Origin of the sequence: Bacillus pumilus, from assembly GCF_024498355.1 — a bacterium.
In the GTDB taxonomy this organism is placed as follows: domain Bacteria; phylum Bacillota; class Bacilli; order Bacillales; family Bacillaceae; genus Bacillus; species Bacillus pumilus_P.
This window is the reverse complement of record NZ_CP101833.1, coordinates 940,031-958,296: the sequence shown is the minus strand read 5'-3', so window position 1 is coordinate 958,296 and position 18,266 is coordinate 940,031. Positions and strand designations below refer to the sequence as shown.

General features: G+C 41.2%; 17 protein-coding genes. 7 read left to right on the top strand and 10 right to left on the bottom strand.

Annotation, left to right across the window (positions count from 1 at the left end; all coding sequences use genetic code 11):
- The first annotated feature begins 113 nt into the window (after nt 1-113).
- From NPA43_RS04695 to NPA43_RS04685, 3 genes are read left to right on the top strand one after another with little or no spacing between them, the layout of a single operon-like run.
- The gene (locus NPA43_RS04695) at nt 114-605 is read left to right on the top strand and encodes a sigma-70 family RNA polymerase sigma factor (RefSeq protein WP_024425287.1); all 492 of its coding nucleotides are present in this window, start codon (nt 114-116) and stop codon (nt 603-605) included.
- A complete protein-coding gene (locus tag NPA43_RS04690) occupies nt 598-1,656 on the top strand; it encodes an anti-sigma factor (RefSeq protein WP_099728820.1) in 1,059 nt (352 codons plus the stop codon). Before NPA43_RS04695 ends, NPA43_RS04690 begins: the two co-directional genes overlap by 8 nt.
- Nucleotides 1,644-1,934: a hypothetical protein gene (locus tag NPA43_RS04685; RefSeq protein WP_024425288.1), complete on the top strand. Its 291-nt coding sequence runs from the start codon at nt 1,644-1,646 to the stop codon at nt 1,932-1,934. Before NPA43_RS04690 ends, NPA43_RS04685 begins: the two co-directional genes overlap by 13 nt.
- A gap of 242 nt (nt 1,935-2,176) precedes the next feature.
- Here the strand turns inward: NPA43_RS04685 and NPA43_RS04680 are convergent, their stop codons facing one another.
- Nucleotides 2,177-2,482 (bottom strand): hypothetical protein, encoded by a 306-nt coding sequence (locus NPA43_RS04680; protein ID WP_230030979.1) that lies wholly within the window; start codon nt 2,480-2,482, stop codon nt 2,177-2,179.
- Nucleotides 2,472-3,284 (bottom strand): peptidoglycan endopeptidase, encoded by an 813-nt coding sequence (locus NPA43_RS04675; protein ID WP_256499433.1) that lies wholly within the window; start codon nt 3,282-3,284, stop codon nt 2,472-2,474. The genes NPA43_RS04680 and NPA43_RS04675 overlap by 11 nt, the downstream gene beginning before the upstream one ends.
- 354 nt (nt 3,285-3,638) lie before the next feature.
- Between NPA43_RS04675 and NPA43_RS04670 the strand changes: the two genes are divergently transcribed.
- On the top strand, nt 3,639-5,003 hold the full coding sequence (locus NPA43_RS04670; RefSeq protein WP_099728856.1) for an alkaline phosphatase: 1,365 nt from the start codon (nt 3,639-3,641) through the stop codon (nt 5,001-5,003).
- Nucleotides 5,004-5,058: 55 nt separating this feature from the next.
- Here NPA43_RS04670 and NPA43_RS04665 read toward each other — a convergent pair whose 3' ends face one another.
- Nucleotides 5,059-6,483: a SpoVR family protein gene (locus NPA43_RS04665; protein ID WP_371930225.1), complete on the bottom strand. Its 1,425-nt coding sequence runs from the start codon at nt 6,481-6,483 to the stop codon at nt 5,059-5,061.
- Between the two features lie 67 nt (nt 6,484-6,550).
- Entirely contained in the window at nt 6,551-7,750 is a 1,200-nt protein-coding gene (locus NPA43_RS04660; protein ID WP_249705401.1) for a globin domain-containing protein, read from the bottom strand.
- A 183-nt stretch (nt 7,751-7,933) separates the two neighbouring features.
- On the opposite strand from NPA43_RS04660, the gene NPA43_RS04655 reads away from it, so the two are divergent.
- The gene (locus NPA43_RS04655; protein WP_099728859.1) at nt 7,934-8,365 is read left to right on the top strand and encodes an Rrf2 family transcriptional regulator; all 432 of its coding nucleotides are present in this window, start codon (nt 7,934-7,936) and stop codon (nt 8,363-8,365) included.
- 160 nt (nt 8,366-8,525) lie between these two features.
- Nucleotides 8,526-10,001, top strand: coding sequence for a catalase (locus NPA43_RS04650; protein ID WP_230030981.1), 1,476 nt, complete (start codon nt 8,526-8,528; stop codon nt 9,999-10,001).
- Nucleotides 10,002-10,207: 206 nt separating this feature from the next.
- On the opposite strand, the gene NPA43_RS04645 is transcribed toward NPA43_RS04650, so the two are convergent.
- On the bottom strand, nt 10,208-10,528 hold the full coding sequence (locus tag NPA43_RS04645; protein WP_370461121.1) for a YqzG/YhdC family protein: 321 nt from the start codon (nt 10,526-10,528) through the stop codon (nt 10,208-10,210).
- A gap of 191 nt (nt 10,529-10,719) precedes the next feature.
- Here NPA43_RS04645 and NPA43_RS04640 point away from each other — a divergent pair, with 191 nt between their 5' ends.
- On the top strand, nt 10,720-10,968 hold the full coding sequence (locus NPA43_RS04640) for a YhdB family protein (RefSeq protein ID WP_249705400.1): 249 nt from the start codon (nt 10,720-10,722) through the stop codon (nt 10,966-10,968).
- 149 nt (nt 10,969-11,117) lie between these two features.
- Here the strand turns inward: NPA43_RS04640 and NPA43_RS04635 are convergent, their stop codons facing one another.
- The 5 genes from NPA43_RS04635 to glpK all read right to left on the bottom strand — a co-directional run bounded on the left by NPA43_RS04635 (nt 11,118) and on the right by glpK (nt 18,253).
- Nucleotides 11,118-11,768, bottom strand: coding sequence for a response regulator (locus NPA43_RS04635; RefSeq protein WP_249705399.1), 651 nt, complete (start codon nt 11,766-11,768; stop codon nt 11,118-11,120).
- Nucleotides 11,765-12,910: a GAF domain-containing sensor histidine kinase gene (locus NPA43_RS04630; RefSeq protein WP_230030984.1), complete on the bottom strand. Its 1,146-nt coding sequence runs from the start codon at nt 12,908-12,910 to the stop codon at nt 11,765-11,767. The genes NPA43_RS04635 and NPA43_RS04630 overlap by 4 nt, the downstream gene beginning before the upstream one ends.
- Before the next feature lie 156 nt (nt 12,911-13,066).
- Nucleotides 13,067-14,812 carry a phospho-sugar mutase gene (locus tag NPA43_RS04625; protein WP_099728210.1) on the bottom strand — a complete coding sequence of 582 codons (1,746 nt, stop codon included), beginning with the start codon at nt 14,810-14,812 and terminating at the stop codon, nt 13,067-13,069.
- Between the two features lie 143 nt (nt 14,813-14,955).
- A complete protein-coding gene (glpD, locus tag NPA43_RS04620) occupies nt 14,956-16,617 on the bottom strand; it encodes a glycerol-3-phosphate dehydrogenase (RefSeq protein ID WP_099728211.1) in 1,662 nt (553 codons plus the stop codon).
- A gap of 139 nt (nt 16,618-16,756) precedes the next feature.
- A complete protein-coding gene (gene glpK / locus NPA43_RS04615) occupies nt 16,757-18,253 on the bottom strand; it encodes a glycerol kinase GlpK (RefSeq protein ID WP_249705398.1) in 1,497 nt (498 codons plus the stop codon).
- Between the last annotated feature and the right edge of the window lie 13 nt (nt 18,254-18,266).

The window sequence follows — 18,266 nt, the reverse complement described above, 5'->3', positions numbered from 1 at the left end:
AGGAGAAATGATTTTGATTCGGCGAAAGAGATGAGTAATGTACGGCCTATGAGAAGTTTCGTGCAACTTTATGCCTTTCTTATGCGTGTATAACATAGAGGGGAGAAAAATCAGTGACGATCGATGAAATTTATCAAATGTATATGAACGATGTTTACAGGTTTCTGCTCTCCATGACAAAAGACAAACATTTGGCGGAAGACTTATTGCAGGAAACCTTTATGCGTGCTTATATACATATTCATTCCTACGACCATAGCAAAGTGAAACCTTGGTTATTTCAGGTGGCACGAAATGCTTTTATTGATTATGTCAGGAAACATAAAAAAGAAGTGACCATATCGGATGATCTAATTGGCGGCCTTTTACAAACGTCTGTACAAAGCCCTGCTGAACAGGTTGAAATAAAAGAAGTTCTCACCATGTATTTGGAGCAGCTTCCAGATAACTACAAGGAAGCGTTGACATTGTATTATTTAAAAGAACTGAATTACAAGGAAGCATCCAAGGTCATGAATATTACTGAAGCAAATTTTAAAAGTGTTTTATTTCGTGCAAGGCAGCGCCTAAAAGCACTTTACAACAGAGGTGTTAATGATGAATGAAGAGTTTAACAAGCGATGGGAACAATATAATAATGGCGAGATGAATGAGGAAGAAATGATGGCGTTTGAAGAAGAGCTTGAAGAAAATGAAAAGCGCTTAAGTCAGGAGCTGAATGACTCGGATTGGACAGACTTCTCCATCAGTCCTGAAAAGCAAAAAGCCATTTTACAATACGGAAAAAGAAAGTCTTACTTACGTATTTCCGTACTTGCTGTCATATCTACACTCATTATTTTACCACTTTGTACATTGGGAAGTTATCTATACTACGGAGTTGGCGGAGCAGAGAGCAAAGGCAATCATTTCATGGAAACAGCTGCTGTGACAGTCGCTCTGACAAAACCAAACGTGGCCATTGATATGAAGGATTTAAAAGGACAGGTCAAGCTGTTTGGTATGAACACAGAGCTTAAGCTGCAAAAACAAATTGGCAATAAAACAGAAGCCATTGGCAGTGAACAAATTGAAATGTTTTTCGATAAATTAAAACAGCCTACAATCTCTTATTATGGTGACAGTGCACGTAATACGGAGGATTTCTTTACCCACCCTTCTACGCAGGCAGATGCATCAAAAAAACAAACACTCACGACTTTAGACAAGCTTCCTGAAGGAACAGTGAGTGAAGTGTATGTATCCTATGACAAAGCTTACACACCAAAGGACGTTTATTCCTTGGCTAAAAAATATGATATGAAAGTGCTTTGGAATGCGATTAAAACAGAGGATTCATTAAGTAGGAATCAGCGCCCGATCGGTTTTCCTGGGAAAGACTCCGAATTTTTAAAAGAGCTTCAGCACACATCAAAAACAGAGGTAGATCAATTCAAAGATGCCCTTGCCTATGTCAATCAGCATCCAACCTGGGCAAAAACGATCTCCGGCAGACCTGAACTTGACCTGTCTAACCGAATACGCTATATCAATCAAAATGGTGTCACGATTTATGGCTCTGTTGTCACAGGTCCTTCTAAAGAAATTGAGAAATTTGTGAAGACAAAACGCATTAAAACGGCAAAAGTGAGCGAGGTGGAATTATGGAATTGGTAAGAATTTTTAAAGAGCATAATGTATTTGGCTGGATTTCTGTCGGCACAGCTATTTTATCCCTGCTCATGCTGAACCTCGCCATTATCAGCAATGTGACATTTTATTCTTTTCAAATGCTTCCTTTTGCAATGGCCGCAGTTCCATTTGGCATTATTGAACTGTTCATCAAAAAAGGTCGTACGGGCCCAGGTTTCCTAGGTGTCGTACTGAATATCTTTGTCATTGTTTGCGTCTATGCCATCGTATCAATTGATGTAGATCTTCAGTTAGGTTTTTAATGACTCACAAAATGAAAAGCCAGTGCTACTTGACTGCACCAAGTAGCACTAGCTTTTTCTGTGTATCCATTTATTTCTTATTTAATTCTGAGTTGCTTTCTTGAATATAAGAATACACAATCAATTCGATAGCAAGCCAGATGAAGAAACGAACATATGTGATGACGCCAAGCTTATAAATGATGATTGAATAAAAATAAGACTCCCCTTAGCGAGTCCGTATTCATGTTATTTAAAAGCCTTTAGACTGGTAGTGAACTATAATAAAGGTCCACTCCTGTTGCGCGAATGATATATGAAAAAAGAGACTGCTTCATGAGCAGTCTCTCAGATTGTTGACAAAGGGCTAAAATGATCTTCATTTTAGCCCTTTGTCTTCTTTTCAGCGTGATAGAAAGCCCTTGAAGTCTAGGAAGGACGAGTACCGGAGCGGAGCGAATTTGTGATTCGTGAGCACCGGCACGCAGGACTGACACAGAATGCGAGGGTTTGTCTACACGCTGAAAGACTGCTTCATGAGCAGTCTCTTTGAATAGATTAGTTAACAAATGTTTTCGCTCCAAGGTAAATCGGCTTCCAATAGCTTGAATTCATATCACTGATCGTCACACCGTCAGAAGCAGCATGGATAAACTTGTTGTTCCCAATGTAGACACCCATGTGAGATGGACCAGATTTATATGTCGTAAAGAACACAAAATCTCCAACCTTCGGTGTTGAGACGCTCTTCATCGAGCCCCAAAAACCTTCTGTTGTTTGTCTTGAAATCTTTTTTTGCTTGTTAATGATATACCACATAAACCCGCTGCAATCAAAGCCTTTCGGTGTCGTTCCACCCCATTTATATGGTGTACCGTTCTGTGCTTTAGCATCTGATACGAGCTTAGACTTGTTTAATGAAGAAGTAGAGACTGTTTTTCCTTTGACAGGTGTTGTCTTCGCTTTAGACGTCTTTTTCACCTTTAGCTTTTGTCCAATTTTGATGAGGTCTGTTTTGAGTTTATTTAATGATTTCAGCTCTTTCACTGTCATCCCATACTTTTTGCCAATTTTAGATAGTGTATCACCTTTGACAACTTTATGAGTGGCTGTCGCTGAAGCCGCTTTTACTTTTGTTGTTGTTTTTTTCGAGGAAGTTCCATTTACTTTTAACGTTTGTCCAACATAAATCATGTTAGATTTCAGCTTATTGTCTGATTTAATCTTGCTCACGGTTGTTTTGTATCTTTTCGCTAGAACAGAAAGAGAGTCACCTTTTTGAACCTTTACTGATTGTGCTGAGGCAGTTCCGGCAAATAATGTCGTCCCAAGTAGAACTGCACTTGCAGCTGTGATCAATTGTTTTTTCATTTGTTCCTCCTGTATGTATCTATCGTGATCCGAATTTTTATCTACTTTCTATTATAAGGATCAAATACCAGAAGAAATAGTCTTGACTTCCTAAGACATTATGCTTATTAATTCGGCAAAATTTATTTTTTTTTAGGGTTCTTTTTATTTCATTTTTATTACACAATCATGACAAAACGAATGCATCCTGTCATGGATAAATGATACATTCATTTCTCTTTTTGGTTCATTCTATGTAAAGTGGACCTTTACAATTTTAAAGCGAACTTTACGGTGCTGTAAAATGGAATCCACACTTCTGCTCTACCATTGTAAACGTAAGAGCGATACATAAACAATGAGGAGGCAAAATGAATGAGTGTGTTGAAAAGCTCGAAAACGAAAATAGCTGCTGTAGCAGCAGCATCTGTGCTATCGATTGGCATTTTTTCAGGAATTGAATTTGGACAGGCTGACAAAGCTGAAGCGAAAAAGAAACCAAAAAATGACGTACAAAATGTGATCGTGCTAATTGGAGATGGCATGGGAACACCTTATCTTTCAACTTACCGCTCATTTAAACACAACGGAGACCTTTCAAAGCAAACAGCGTTTGACCCTTACCTCACTGGCATGCACAAAACGTACCCTGACGACTCTAAAAGTAACATCACCGATTCAGCAGCGGCCGGTACAGCCATGGCGACTGGTAAAAAGACATACAACAATGCCATCAGCGTAAACAAAAACGGCAAAAAATTAAAAACAGTTTTAGAGGAAGCAAAGCGCAAAGGAAAGTCTACGGGTCTTGTCGTGACATCTGAATTAACCAATGCTACGCCTGCTGCGTATGCCGCCCACAATGTGTCTAGAAAAAACACAGCAGCCATTGCCGATAATTTCTTCGATGAGAAAATCGGGAAACAGCATACAGTCGATGTCATGCTTGGCGGAGGACTTATCGATTTTGTTCGCAAGGATCGTGATCTGACGAAGGAATTCAAAAAAGCAGGTTATGATTATGTCACAAACAAAGCAGCCTTGCAAAAAAACAAAAACCAAAAAGTATTAGGTCTTTTTGCTGATGGCGGTCTCGATAAAGCCATTGATCGCGATAAAAACACCCCTTCTCTACAAGATATGACGTCCTCAGCTATTAAACAGCTGTCTAAAAACAAAAAAGGATTTTTCCTCATGGTCGAAGGCAGTCAAATTGACTGGGCGGGACATGACCATGATATTGTCAGTGCCATGAGTGAAGTAAAGGATTTTGAAAATGCATTTGAAGAAGCCATTCGTTTCGCAAAAAAGGATAAAAATACGTTAGTCATTACGACTGCGGATCATTCCACTGGCGGACTTTCCTTCGGGGCAGACGGCTCCGGCAGCTGGGATTACAAACCTGTAAAAGCAGCGAAAAAGACACCTGATTTTATTGCAGACAAAATCGCAGGCGGCATGACTGTTGAGTCTGCGCTCAAACAATATATTGAACTTGATTTCACAAAAGAGGAAATTGCTTCTATTCAAAAAGCAGCTGAAACAAAAGATGTTGTTCAGATTGATGATGCGATTGAAGAAGTCATCAACACGAGATCACATACAGGCTGGACAACATCAGGTCATACAGGTGATGAAGTACCATTTTATGCGTATGGACCAACAAGCCAGCAGCTAAAAGGTCTCATGGAAAATACAGATCAAGCTAAGCACATTTTCAAATTGCTTAAAAACCAATAACTTTGTGAAACACAAAAAAAGATGTCCTAAAGCAGACATCTTTTTTTGATCTTTTTTATGCGAGATATTTCCTATGAACCCCTTTTCCATCGTATGAAAACATCACTTCTTTTCCTTCAAGAACTGACTCGATATGCACACTTCTTCCCCACAGCTGATACAAATACGGGAGCACTTTTTCTAAGTATTTCAGGTCGAGCTCAATGCCTTCGTACCAATGCTTGATATAGAGTTCATTGTTTTTCAAATAGTCGCCATCGATCACGGTCAAATAAGGAAAACCGCCATTGACCCTCATGCTCACAAGCTGATCACGAACAGCCTTCCATTCTTTATCAATGACTTTATAGTCTCTCCCCTGCTTTTGAAACAAGTACAAGTCTTCTCTCATCACAAGGTCTTTTGTTAAGTAGTTTCGAATAAAGGAAATATCCGATTCAATTTCCCGCACTTCAAACATTTTGCTGCGGCCGGACCCTTCTGTCACCCCTGTTTTTTTTAATTCTTCGCATGGGTTGTCATAACGCTCTTCAATATCTTCAAATATCTTCAACCCTAAATAGTAAGGGTTGATACCCGTCTTAGATGGCTGCACCACGCCTGCATTTAATTTCGCAAACTCAATCGATTCACTTGAATCTAAATCGAGCTCACGCATAATCCGCTGATGCCAATACGATGCCCAGCCTTCATTCATAATCTTTGTTTCCAGCTGCGGCCAAAAATAGAGCATTTCCTCTCTAAGCATGGTCAGTACATCCCGCTGCCACGGCTCTAGCTCCCTGGAGTGCGCTTCAATAAAGAGCAAAATATCTTTTTCTGGCTTTGGCGGAAATTGCTTGACGGTTTTCTTTTTCTCACGCGTCTTTGGCTCATCCATTCCCCACAAATCATCATACGGTGTTTGACGTTTTGGTTTATCCTCTTCATATTCTTCTTCATCGTCTATATTCCAGCTTAATTTTGAACGAACAAGAGACGGATCAATATGCTCCTGCAGAGCCAATACCGCATCTAAAAAGGATTCGACTTCTTTTGTTCCGTGGATATGCTCATACTCTTTGATTCGCTCTGCCGCCGCAGCCATGCTTTCTACCATATCTCGTTTTGTGTTTTGAAAACGGCAATTATTTTTGAAGAAATCACAGTGTGCCAGTACATGAGCCACAATTAATTTATTTTGAACAAGCGTATTGTTATCTAGTAGAAAGGCGTAGCAAGGATTTGAATTGATCACCAGTTCATAAATTTTGCTTAACCCTAAATCATAATGAAGCTTCATTTTATGAAATTGCTTTCCAAAGCTCCAGTGGCTAAATCGTGTTGGCATTCCGTATGCACCGAACGTATAAATAATTTCCGCGGGACAGATTTCATACCTCATCGGATAAAAATCTAGACCAAATCCTTCTGCAATTTCTGTAATTTCATCAATGGCTCTTTGTAAAAGACGTTTTTCAGATACGCTCAAGGAAACCATCCCTCCTCATCGGACTTATCCCTACTATATGAGCGTATCTAAAAAAACATGATGTTCCGCCATTCGTTTAGACAACTTCCATTTCTTTCATGGATTGCCCGCCGAATGCTTCGAAATGTATATGCTGTTCTGGAATTCCCATCTCTTTTAGGATATGGATCATCTCCTGTGTAAATGCTGCAGAACCACATAGATAAAACTGGCCTTTCCCTTCTCTAATTACTGATTGCAGGAATGGACGGTCAATCCGGCAAGCCGCCTTCTCAACTAGCTCGCCCTTTCCGGACTGTTCAAATTGCTCGTTACATAGGATGATGCGGCCAAGAGAAGATGAAGCCAGAACGCTTTCAAACTCTTTTTCAAAAGCGGTTACATCCTCTAATCGGTCTGCATGAATCATCGTAAATGGCTGATTGCTGTGAGCTGCTGTTTTCACTAAGCCTACCATTGGTGTGACACCGGAACCGGCACTGATGAAATAAGCGGGCTCTTTTGTGTCTTCTTGCAAGCAGAACACTCCCTGCGGCATACTCACTTGAAGAACGCCCCCTTCTTCCATTTCATCATGCAAGAATGTGGACACATGACCATCACGCTTTACTGTGATGCGGTAATAAGACGGGTGATATTGATCTGATAAGCTGTATTGTCTGCTGCACACATAGGCTTCGCCCGGCATATCTGCCTGCACAGTAATGTATTGACCCGCTTCATACATTGGAAGCTCTGATTCATCTTCTGGTACTAAATAAAAAGAGATAAGCGCTGGAGATTCTTGTTTCTTTTTCTTGATGACAAACGGTTTGACATCTGCCCATCCGCCTTTTTGTTTCACATTTTCATTCATCATTTCTGCTTCAATCGTGATAAATATATTCGCAATGATATCATATGCGGCCTTCCACGCTAATAATGTGTCATCCTGCTCAGTTAATCCAAACACTTCTTTCATCGCTTTAATGAGGTGATACCCGACGATTGGATACTGCTCTTTTTTCACCATGACACTGACATGCTTATGGGCGATTTGTTTCACCGCAGGAAGCAATTGTTCTAATCGATCGATGTGCAGTGCAGCTTGATATAGTGTCGCAGCAAGCGCCTCTGGCTGACTTCCGTTCATGAGGTTCGTTTTATTAAACTGATTGAGAAGCTCTGGGTGCTGCCTGATCATATTTTGATAAAAAACAGTCACAAGTTTTGTTCCCTCGGCTTTTAGTAAAGGGGCTGATTGTTTAATCGCGTTCATTTGATCTGTGGATAACATCGTTATTCCTTCTTTCGAAAGATGTATTTTAAATACATCTTTATCTTAATGAATGACGGCTTATAAAAGCAATATTTATAATACATGTTTTAAATGTTGTCACATTTAACACTTTCTCGACCAGTTCTTGTCTAAAATGTGTTACGATGATACAAAACTCTATTAGGTTTAGAGGTCGTCCAAATGAAACTTACGAATTATACAGATTTCTCATTAAGGGTACTCATTTATTTAGCGTCAAGAGACAACAATGAACTGTCAAATATTCAGCAGATTGCCGATATTTATGGCATTTCTAAAAATCATCTAACGAAGGTGATTTACCATCTTGGAAAACGCGGGTATGTGGAAACAATCCGCGGGAGAAATGGCGGGATTAGGCTGGGGAAAAGCCCAGAAAGCATTAACATTGGGGAGGTTGTCCGCTATACAGAGGAAGACTTAGTCATGGTCGAATGCTTTGATCCAAAGAAAAACAGCTGTATCATCTCCCCGATTTGTTCATTAAAGCATGTGCTTCACGAAGCTCTCACTGCTTATTTACGCGTTCTTGACCAATACACATTAAAAGACTTAACACAAAACAAAGATGCTCTAAGAGAGCTCCTCCTTTAGACGAAAGAATTTCATTTCTTTCGTCTTTTTCTTTACCTCCTTGTAATAATAATTTATTTAAAATTATTATAAATAAATATTGACTATCATGTTTGATTCACTATAATTAGGGTATATAGATTGCTAGAAACCATTTTTTTGTTTACAGGAGGAGAAAAGAATGACAAATTCAAATCATAAAAATTTGACAACGAATCAAGGCGTGCCTGTTGGCGATAACCAAAACTCAAGAACAGCTGGTCACCGTGGACCTTCATTTCTCGATGATTACCATTTGATTGAAAAGCTTGCACACTTTGACCGTGAACGTATTCCAGAGCGTGTCGTTCATGCAAGAGGCGCCGGCGCTTATGGTGTGTTTGAAGTAGAAAATAGCATGGAGAAACATACAAAAGCAGCCTTCTTAAGTGAAGAAGGGAAACAGACAGACGTTTTTGTTCGCTTCTCAACGGTTATTCACCCTAAAGGTTCACCTGAAACATTACGTGACCCGCGCGGCTTCGCTGTGAAATTTTATACAGAAGAAGGCAACTACGATTTGGTTGGTAACAACTTGCCGATCTTCTTTATTCGTGATGCATTGAAATTCCCTGATATGGTTCACTCTCTTAAACCAGATCCTGTAACCAATATCCAAGATCCTGACCGTTATTGGGATTTTATGACCTTAACACCTGAATCTACTCACATGCTTACATGGCTTTTCTCTGACGAAGGAATCCCTGCCAACTACGCAGAAATGCGCGGTTCCGGTGTCCATACGTTTAGATGGGTGAATAAATATGGAGAAACCAAATATGTGAAATATCACTGGAGACCATCAGAAGGTATTCGCAATTTATCCATGGAAGAAGCAGCAGAAATTCAAGCAAACGATTTCCAGCATGCGACAAGAGATCTTTATGATCGCATTGAAAAAGGCAACTATCCAGCCTGGGACCTATATATTCAGCTTATGCCGCTTAGCGATTATGATGAACTTGATTATGATCCATGTGATCCAACAAAGACGTGGAGCGAGGAAGATTATCCGCTTCAAAAAGTAGGACGCATGACACTTAACCGCAATCCTGAAAATTTCTTTGCTGAAACAGAACAAGCTGCTTTCACGCCAAGTGCACTAGTCCCAGGTATTGAAGCGTCTGAAGATAAACTGCTTCAAGGTCGTCTTTTCTCATATCCAGACACGCAGCGTCACCGTCTTGGTGCGAACTACATGCGCATTCCAGTCAACTGCCCTTATGCACCTGTGCAAAATAACCAGCAGGATGGCTTTATGACAACGACTCGTCCAAGCGGTCATATTAACTATGAACCAAACCGTTACGAGGATCAGCCAAAAGAAAACCCTCACTACAAAGAAAGTGAGCCTGTTCTTCACGGTGACCGTATGGTGAGACAAAAAATCGAAAAACCGAACGATTTCAAACAAGCTGGGGAAAAATATCGAAGCTACTCTGAGGAAGAGAAACAAGCGTTGATCAAAAACCTAACAGCTGATCTCAAAGGTGTAAATGAAAAAACAAAATTACTTGCGATCTGCAATTTCTATCGTGCAGATGAAGATTACGGACAGCGTTTAGCAGATTCACTCGGTGTGGATATTCGCTCATATCTTCAAGGAAGCATGAAATAATTGAATTCGTGTTGTTTGACAAAGGGCTAAAATGATCTTTATTTTAGCCCTTTGTCTTCTTTTCAGCGTGATAGAAAACCTTTACAGTCTAGGAAGAACGAGGAGCGGAGCGAATTCGACATTCGTGAGCACCGGCACGCAGGACTGACACAGAATGCGAGGGTTTGTCTACACGCTGAGCGCCTCTTATCAAAAGAGGTGCTTTTTTATAACCGAAACACATTAATACTAATCAAATGTCCGGTCACCGGGTGAAAATAAATTTCTGCGTGTGCTGCAAAAAGGGTCGATCCTTCCTTCACCGTCACGCGAAATACATCTTTTGTCTGTTCATCATTTACTTTTGTTCGTCCAATGTAATGATAGTCGTTTAAAGCGGCGCCTTCATATTCATCTTGCAACGCGGTATAAGCAAGTCTTTCCCAATTTTCAACGGGCTGCACCGCTGCTTTTGATGCAGGATGGATCATGAGACTGCCGAGCAAAACCATTCCTGCTGCAAAAAGCATCCACAATTTCGGCTGCATGATATCATTGATCTCACTTTCATGTATATTTTGATTAGGTTTTGCTGAACGACCCTTTTTCATACATGAAGCATTTATTCAGCCTATAATTTCCGGTACGCGATTCATGCGGACACCAACTTTTCCCCTGAAAAAGTCGATATGATCCGAGCAAACTAATGAGGACTTCTCAAGGGAAAGGAGAAGGTTTCATGAATGTGGCGGATTATGATAAGGCACTTTATTATACGCATCGCTCGCAATGGGATAATTTACTTATTCTTATGGTACGTACGCAAGATGACTTGCTCTCGAAACGTATTGAGCATTTCTTACATGCGTATCAATTTAACCGAAACGATGCAGATGTTGAAAAATGTTTATACGGGCTCCTGCAGTACATTGATCATGCTTCAGAGGCTGCTGCTGCTGAATTTTATTCAGAACCGCTGTACACATAAAGAAAAAGGCTGATTTTCAGCCTTTTTACATACGTTTAGCAGTGCCAAGTGATTGGAAACTTAAAGGGGCTTTCATCCATGTCTCTTTGTGAAAATAACAGCGCATCCTCCTCATTTGGCATCGTGACTGCATGTTTACATTTTTTCTGTCAAAGCAGCTCTTTTGACTGATTTTTTTGATAATCCACTGCATAAAGAGCCGCTTGGGTTCGATCTGCCAGCTCTAGCTTTGATAATAAATGAGATACGTGCGTTTTGACAGTTTTTTCAGAAATAAACAGCGCTGAGGCGATTTCTTTGTTGCTTTTACCCTTTGCAATTTCAAATAGGACATCTCGTTCTCTATTGGTCAGCTCGTTCATTTGTGCCCATTTCTGCTCTTTTGGTTCTGTCAGATGCTGCACAAGGAAAGTCGTGATATGACCATCTAATTGATAGGTGCCATTTTGTACTTCAATCATTGTCGTGAGCAGTTTTTCTGGCGCTACATCCTTGAGCTGATAGGCTTTCGCCCCTGCTTGAATGGCTGGTATGACATAATCTTTATCTGCATAGCTTGTCAAGATCACAATGCGCGTATCGGGCATTTCCAGTGTCATTTGTTTCGTTGCCTCAATGCCATTCATAACGGGCATAGAGAGGTCCATTAAGACAATGTCAGGCTGCGTTTGTCTGACAACTTCAAGCGCCTCTTCTCCATTGGATGCCTCACCAACGATGTCCACATCAGGCTGTGTTTGCAAGAAAAACACCAGCCCTTTTCTCACAATATGATGATCATCTGCAATGACTACTCTCATGACGAACCCTTCCTTTCTTGAGAAAATGGCACTTTCACATGAATCGTGGTTCCTTTACCTAGCTCAGAATCAATACAAAATGTACCACCTGTTCTTCGGATGCGGTCAGCCATCCCTTTCAGCCCCAGTGAAGGAAGGCTCATTTGCTCGTCATACTGAAATCCTTTTCCGCGGTCGATGATTTCCATCTCAAACGTGTCTGCCGATTGCTCGAGTTTGACCTCGACTTCTTCTACTCCCGCGTGTTTTTGACAATTATTCAGCGCTTCTTGACATACGCGAAACAAAGTTTCATGCCGCGAATGATCCATCTCCATACAGCCTGATAAAGATAATGTACAGTTTAATCCTAAGAGCTGTGCGTACTCTTCAATCGCCGTCGTAAACCCTTTTTCAAGTCCTCTTGGTCTTAGCTGCCAAATGAGCGACCGCATTTCAATGAGGGCATCTTGTGACAAATGCTGAATAAAATCAATCATTTCCCCTAGATTCTGATCGCTTGTCATTTGACGGGCAGCCTTCGCAGTCAGACTCACTGAAAACAGCATTTGATTGACAGAATCATGTAAATCCTGCGCAAGCCGGTTTCTTTCTTCCAGAAGTGCATGCTGCTGTTCGTTTTGTACAAGCTTCATTCGCTGAATGGCAGTGCCAATTTGAAGCGCAATGCTTTCAAGCAAATTCAGCTCTTCTTGCGTAAATGTGACTTTTCCTTTTGCCGCCACATTTAATAAACCGAACGTGCGCTTACACGCTTTGAGCGGAACTGTCGCATGATGTGTAATGCCTTCTGTATCCCCAAGCTTTTGCTCGATGGCCGTTTCAATCCGTTTACAGTTGATAATATTGGTGGCTGATTGCAGTGATCCCTTTGTGTATCGATTGATGCAATAACAGTCGTTTTGACACATCAATTGCTTTTGGTGCTTTGCAAGTGCTTCAGGTAAAGATACCTCTGCCATCAGTTCATACGAGCCGTCTTCTTCTATAAAATAAATCCATGCTGTCTGAAAGCCTGTCACATCCATAAGCATATGGAGCACTTCATGAAGCGTGTCTTTCATTTCCAAGCCTTCATTTAACTTTTCAGCAATTTCTTTTAACGTTTTTAATGTTTTAACCTTCTCTTTGTATTCTCCCATGCTGTTTACCCCCGGCATTTGCTGCCTCCTCTTATCATTATGTTGATTATACCACGAGCACCCTTTTGTCTCTTTCTCAAAAAGGATGATTTCTTCTCATACTTTTGGCTGAGAAAAAAGCCATCATGCATTCACACGATGGCTTTGTTACTTTCTTTATTTAGCTGTTTCTTCAACAATATCATAAACGACTTTCATCACTTCTTCTGATAGATGCTTCAGTTTTTCTTCGCTATCTGTTAAAGATGAGCCTTTAACTGCAATATAAAATTTCACTTTAGGTTCGGTACCCGAAGGTCTTAAGCAGAACCATGAGCCATCCTCAAGGAAATATTTCAGCACGTTTGATGCCGGCAGGTGAATTGTTTCTTCTTTCTTTTCTGTCACGAGATGTCTTTGACTTGATTGGTAATCCTCAATGACTGTGATTCGCTGACCTGCGATGGCGGCTGGCGGATTTGTTCTAAAGGTATGAAGGATCGCTGAAATTTGCTCTGCTCCTTCTTTTCCTTTTAAGGTTAATGACTTTAATCCTTCCCGGTAAAATCCAAACTCCTTGAAAATATCGACAAGAGCGTCGTACAATGACTTGCCTTGTTTTTTATAAAAAGCAGCGACTTCAACGGCTAACAGCGCTGCTTGCACCGCATCTTTATCTCTGGCAAAATCACCGATCAAATAGCCATAGCTCTCTTCATAACCGAATTGAAACGTGTATTCTCCACTTTCTTCAAATTGCTTGATTTTTTCTCCAATAAATTTAAAGCCAGTAAGTGTGTCAATGGTGTCCGCACCAAATGCTGATGCGACAGCACGCCCAAGCTCACTTGTAACTATTGTTTTCATCACAACTGGACGAGGCGGCAGCTGACCTAGCTTTTGTTTTTCGGACAATAAATAATGAAGCAGCAGCGCTCCTGTTTGGTTCCCTGTTAAGACTGTAAATTCTCCCTCATGATCTCTGACGGCAATGCCTAACCTATCTGCATCAGGATCTGTTGCAATGAGGATATCGGCATTCTGCTTTTCACCAAGTTTCATGGCATATTCAAACGCTGCATGCTCCTCTGGATTTGGCGATGTCACCGTTGAAAATTGCGGATCTGGTTTTTCCTGTTCAGGCACAACGGTCACATGCTGATAGCCAAGAGCCTGAAGCCCATTTCGGACAGGTTGATTGGCTGTACCATGAAGCGGGGTAAACACCACTTTGACATCGACTTCATCTGCAAGCTCAGGATGCACACTGATGGTTTTTAATTTTTCAATATAAGCACGATCAATTTCTTCTCCAATCATATGGATGAGCCCATTTTGTTTCAACGTTTCTTCTGACTCTACTGAAATCGCCAGTTCATTTTCAATTGCATCTACTTCTTTAATGACTTGATCTGCTTCAAATGGAGGCAGCTGGCCGCCATCTTCTCCATATACTTTATAGCCATTATATTCTGGTGGATTGTGACTTGCTGTCACGACGATACCAGCAAATGCTTTCAGCTCCCGAACAGCAAAGGAAAGTTCTGGTGTCGGACGCAGTTCGTCAAATACGTACGTTTGAATGCCTTGTGAAGCAAGCGTTTTGGCTGCTTCCATCGCGAATTCAGGAGATTTATGGCGTGAATCATATGCAATGGCGACGCCTCTTCTTTTTGCATCCTCTCCATGTTTCGCAATATACGCAGCAAGACCCGCTGATGCTTTACGAACGGTGTAGACATTCATTCGGTTCGTTCCTGCACCAATTTCTCCGCGCATTCCTCCAGTTCCGAACTCAAGGTTTTTATAGAAGCAGTCTTCAAGAGCTTGATGATCATCTCGATGCGCCTCTAGCCATTCCCTTAGTTCAGTATCCAGGTGCTTCTCATTGATCCATCGCTCATAATTCGTATTCCAACTCATGATCGTCCTCCCAGTTCTTTTCATCAATAAAATAATATCTACTGTTATTTTATATGGAATCAACCTTTATGTCATGCTATATCATTGGCAGATGGAAAAATGATGAACAAATAAAAAAAGCCGATACACGATCGGCTTTTCTCTTATTCGGCATCAAGCGGTACGACTGCTTCATGGAATAGTTGATCTAATTCTGTTTGATGTTTTTGTTTTGTCGCTTCATCCCAGCCAAATCGATCTGCCATATAGTCAACGACAGGCTGTGCATATTTTTTTGCCCAGTTGATATTAAATAATAGGCTTCCTGTTCTTCTTAAGAAGAAATCGACAGGTGTAACGGCTAGTTCTTCTTCGATTGCATAGACAAGCTCTGCCAGTACGTACGCTGGAATGTTTCGTTTGTCTGCTTCGCCTTGAAGCTCCTCCACACGCTGGAAGAGACTGCTGACGTTTGAGCCATATTTTTCAGCTAGTTTTTGAGCAATCGGTTCTGTTAAACCAACGGATGCTCCTTCTGCCGTTTTCGCTTGAACAAAGGATGCCATATTTTTAGAACCGCCTACATGCCCACCTGAAATTGGCATATGTTTGGTTTTACATGATCCATAATCTTTTCCAGTTTCTTCTTTCAGTCCATCACGTACAAGATTCACAATGTGCTCAGCCATTTTACGGTAGCCTGTTAATTTACCACCAGCGATGGTGATTAAGCCTGAAGATGATGTCCATACCTCATCCTTACGAGAAATTTCTGAAGGGTCTTTTCCTTCTTCATGAATGAGCGGACGAAGACCGGCCCAGTTGGATTCAACATCTTTTTCCGTAATGTTGAGATCTGGGAACATGTACTGAATCGCTTGGATGACATAATCACGATCTGCTTTTGTCATACGCGGATGTTCCAGCTGTTTTTTGTATACCGTATCTGTTGTTCCAACGTACGTTTTGCCTTCTCTCGGAATCGCAAAGACCATGCGTTTGTCAGGCGTGTCGAAATAGATCGCTTGTTTTAACGGGAAAACCGATTGGTCGAATACTAAGTGAATTCCTTTTGTATGCTGTAAGTGCTTCCCTTCTTTTGAATGGTCCTTGTCTCTTAGCTGATCTACCCATGGACCTGTCGCATTGACAATCTTCTTCGCATACACATCATATGTTTTCTCCGTCATGACATCTTCAATGACAACGCCGACAACTTTTCCTTTATCATAGATAAATTCTTTTACTTTCGCATAGTTGACAGCTTCTGCACCAAATTTCACTGCCTCTTTCATGACTTCAATTGTGAGGCGTGCATCATCTGTACGGTATTCAACATAGTAGCCGCCGCCTTTTAAGCCGTCCTTTTTCACAAGCGGTTCTTTGGCAAGTGTTTCTTTCGCACTGAGCATGCTTCTGCGTTCGTTATGCTTTACTCCAGCTAAAAAGTCATACACTCTTAGACCAATTGATGTTGAAAACTTACCAAATGTACCGCCTTTATGCATCGGAAGAAGCATCCATTCTGGCGTTGTCACATGCGGACCATTTTCATATACAATGGCACGTTCTTTACCGACCTCTGCCACCATCTTCACTTCAAATTGCTTTAAATAACGAAGTCCACCGTGCACGAGTTTCGTTGAGCGGCTAGACGTACCTGCTGCGAAATCTTGCATTTCCGCAAGACCGACACGCATCCCGCGTGAAGCCGCATCAAGTGCTGTACCTGCGCCTGTAATACCCCCACCAATGATAAACACATCATATGGTTTTTTTGTCATTTCCTGCAGCATTTGTTCTCTTTCTAAGCTAGAAAAAGTCATCTCTTGTTCCTCCCATGTTGTACGGTAAAGAAAAAGAGACCGCAAACACCCAAAGCGTATTTCTACACTTCGGTGCCTGCGGTCTCTCCAGTTCTCCAACCGTTCTATTAACTTACTTGAAGTATACCATACTTTTTGTTTATTTGAAAGCTTGAGCTGCTTTTACAGCCTTTTTCCACCCGCTGTATAACGAGTCACGGCTGCCCTCTTCCATCTTAGGGTCAAAGCGCTTGTCAAGGTTCCATTGTTTTGCAATGTCTGAACGGTCGTTCCAGAAGCCAACTGCTATTCCCGCAAGATAGGCTGCACCGAGTGCCGTCGTTTCATTAATTTCTGGACGTTCTACTGGTACATCCAGCAAATCACTTTGGAAGCCCATTAAGAAATCATTCTTCACAGCCCCGCCATCGACACGCAATGTTTTTAATGAGATGTTTGAATCCTTTTCCATCGCATCTAAAACATCTTTCGTTTGATAAGCAAGTGATTCCAACGTTGCACGGACAAAGTGCTCTTTAGAAGTACCGCGTGTTAAACCGAATACAGCGCCTCTGACATCACTATCCCAGTAAGGTGTGCCTAGACCAACGAATGCTGGAACGACATATACGCCATCTGTTGACTCGACACGCTTTGCGTAAGCTTCACTGTCTTTCGAGTCTTTAAACATTCTCAGTCCATCACGCAGCCACTGAATCGCTGAGCCGGCAACGAAAATACTTCCTTCTAAAGCATATTCAACTTTACCGTCAATGCCCCATGCAATCGTCGTTAATAAACCATGATCCGACTTAATGGCTTTTTCCCCTGTATTCATCAACATGAAACATCCTGTACCATATGTGTTCTTCGCCATTCCTGCTTCAAAGCAAGCCTGACCGAATAAAGCAGACTGCTGATCTCCCGCCGCTCCTGCAATCGGGATATTTTTACCGAAGAAGTGATAGTCCGTCGTTTCACCATAAATGTGTGAAGATGGTTTGACCTCTGGAAGCATAGAAGCAGGTATGTCTAGGATATCAAGTAATTCTTCGTCCCATTTCAAATCGTAAATGTTGAACATCAACGTTCTTGACGCATTAGAATAATCTGTGACGTGTGATTTACCGCCTGTCATTTTCCAAATGAGCCATGTATCGATTGTGCCAAACAATAAGTCGCCATTTTCTGCTTTCTCACGGGCACCTTCTACATTGTCCAAAATCCATTTCACTTTTGTGCCTGAGAAATAAGCATCGATGAGAAGACCTGTTTTATTTCTAAACGTCTCATTGTGTCCTTGGGCTTTTAACTCTTCACAAATGCCAGACGTTTGTCTAGACTGCCAAACAATTGCATTATAAACTGGTGCGCCTGTATGTTTATCCCAAACAACAGCTGTTTCACGCTGGTTCGTAATTCCGATACCCGCAATTTGATCTGCTTCAATGCCAGATTCAATTAAAGCGGTTGAAATAACAGATAGAACAGAGCTCCAAATTTCGTTTGCATTATGTTCTACCCAGCCAGGGTTCGGAAAATATTGATTAAATTCTTTCTGTGATGTATGTGCAATTTTACCTTCTTGATCAAATAAGATCGCTCTTGAGCTTGTTGTCCCTTGATCTAATGCGAGAATATATTTTTCTTTTGCCATGGTGTTTTCCTCC

Excerpts from the sequence above, each read along its gene's own strand:
- NPA43_RS04690 (WP_099728820.1), top strand. The coding sequence starts at position 598 with ATGAATGAAGAGTTTAACAAGCGATGGGAACAATATAATAATGGCGAG.
- NPA43_RS04685 (WP_024425288.1), top strand. The coding sequence starts at position 1,644 with ATGGAATTGGTAAGAATTTTTAAAGAGCATAATGTATTTGGCTGGATT.
- NPA43_RS04675 (WP_256499433.1), bottom strand. The coding sequence starts at position 3,284 with ATGAAAAAACAATTGATCACAGCTGCAAGTGCAGTTCTACTTGGGACG.
- NPA43_RS04670 (WP_099728856.1), top strand. The coding sequence starts at position 3,639 with ATGAGTGTGTTGAAAAGCTCGAAAACGAAAATAGCTGCTGTAGCAGCA.
- NPA43_RS04665 (WP_371930225.1), bottom strand. The coding sequence starts at position 6,483 with ATGGTTTCCTTGAGCGTATCTGAAAAACGTCTTTTACAAAGAGCCATT.
- NPA43_RS04660 (WP_249705401.1), bottom strand. The coding sequence starts at position 7,750 with ATGTTATCCACAGATCAAATGAACGCGATTAAACAATCAGCCCCTTTA.
- NPA43_RS04655 (WP_099728859.1), top strand. The coding sequence starts at position 7,934 with ATGAAACTTACGAATTATACAGATTTCTCATTAAGGGTACTCATTTAT.
- NPA43_RS04650 (WP_230030981.1), top strand. The coding sequence starts at position 8,526 with ATGACAAATTCAAATCATAAAAATTTGACAACGAATCAAGGCGTGCCT.
- NPA43_RS04645 (WP_370461121.1), bottom strand. The coding sequence starts at position 10,528 with ATGCAGCCGAAATTGTGGATGCTTTTTGCAGCAGGAATGGTTTTGCTC.
- NPA43_RS04640 (WP_249705400.1), top strand. The coding sequence starts at position 10,720 with ATGAATGTGGCGGATTATGATAAGGCACTTTATTATACGCATCGCTCG.
- NPA43_RS04635 (WP_249705399.1), bottom strand. The coding sequence starts at position 11,768 with ATGAGAGTAGTCATTGCAGATGATCATCATATTGTGAGAAAAGGGCTG.
- NPA43_RS04630 (WP_230030984.1), bottom strand. The coding sequence starts at position 12,910 with ATGGGAGAATACAAAGAGAAGGTTAAAACATTAAAAACGTTAAAAGAA.
- NPA43_RS04625 (WP_099728210.1), bottom strand. The coding sequence starts at position 14,812 with ATGAGTTGGAATACGAATTATGAGCGATGGATCAATGAGAAGCACCTG.
- glpD (WP_099728211.1), bottom strand. The coding sequence starts at position 16,617 with ATGACTTTTTCTAGCTTAGAAAGAGAACAAATGCTGCAGGAAATGACA.
- glpK (WP_249705398.1), bottom strand. The coding sequence starts at position 18,253 with ATGGCAAAAGAAAAATATATTCTCGCATTAGATCAAGGGACAACAAGC.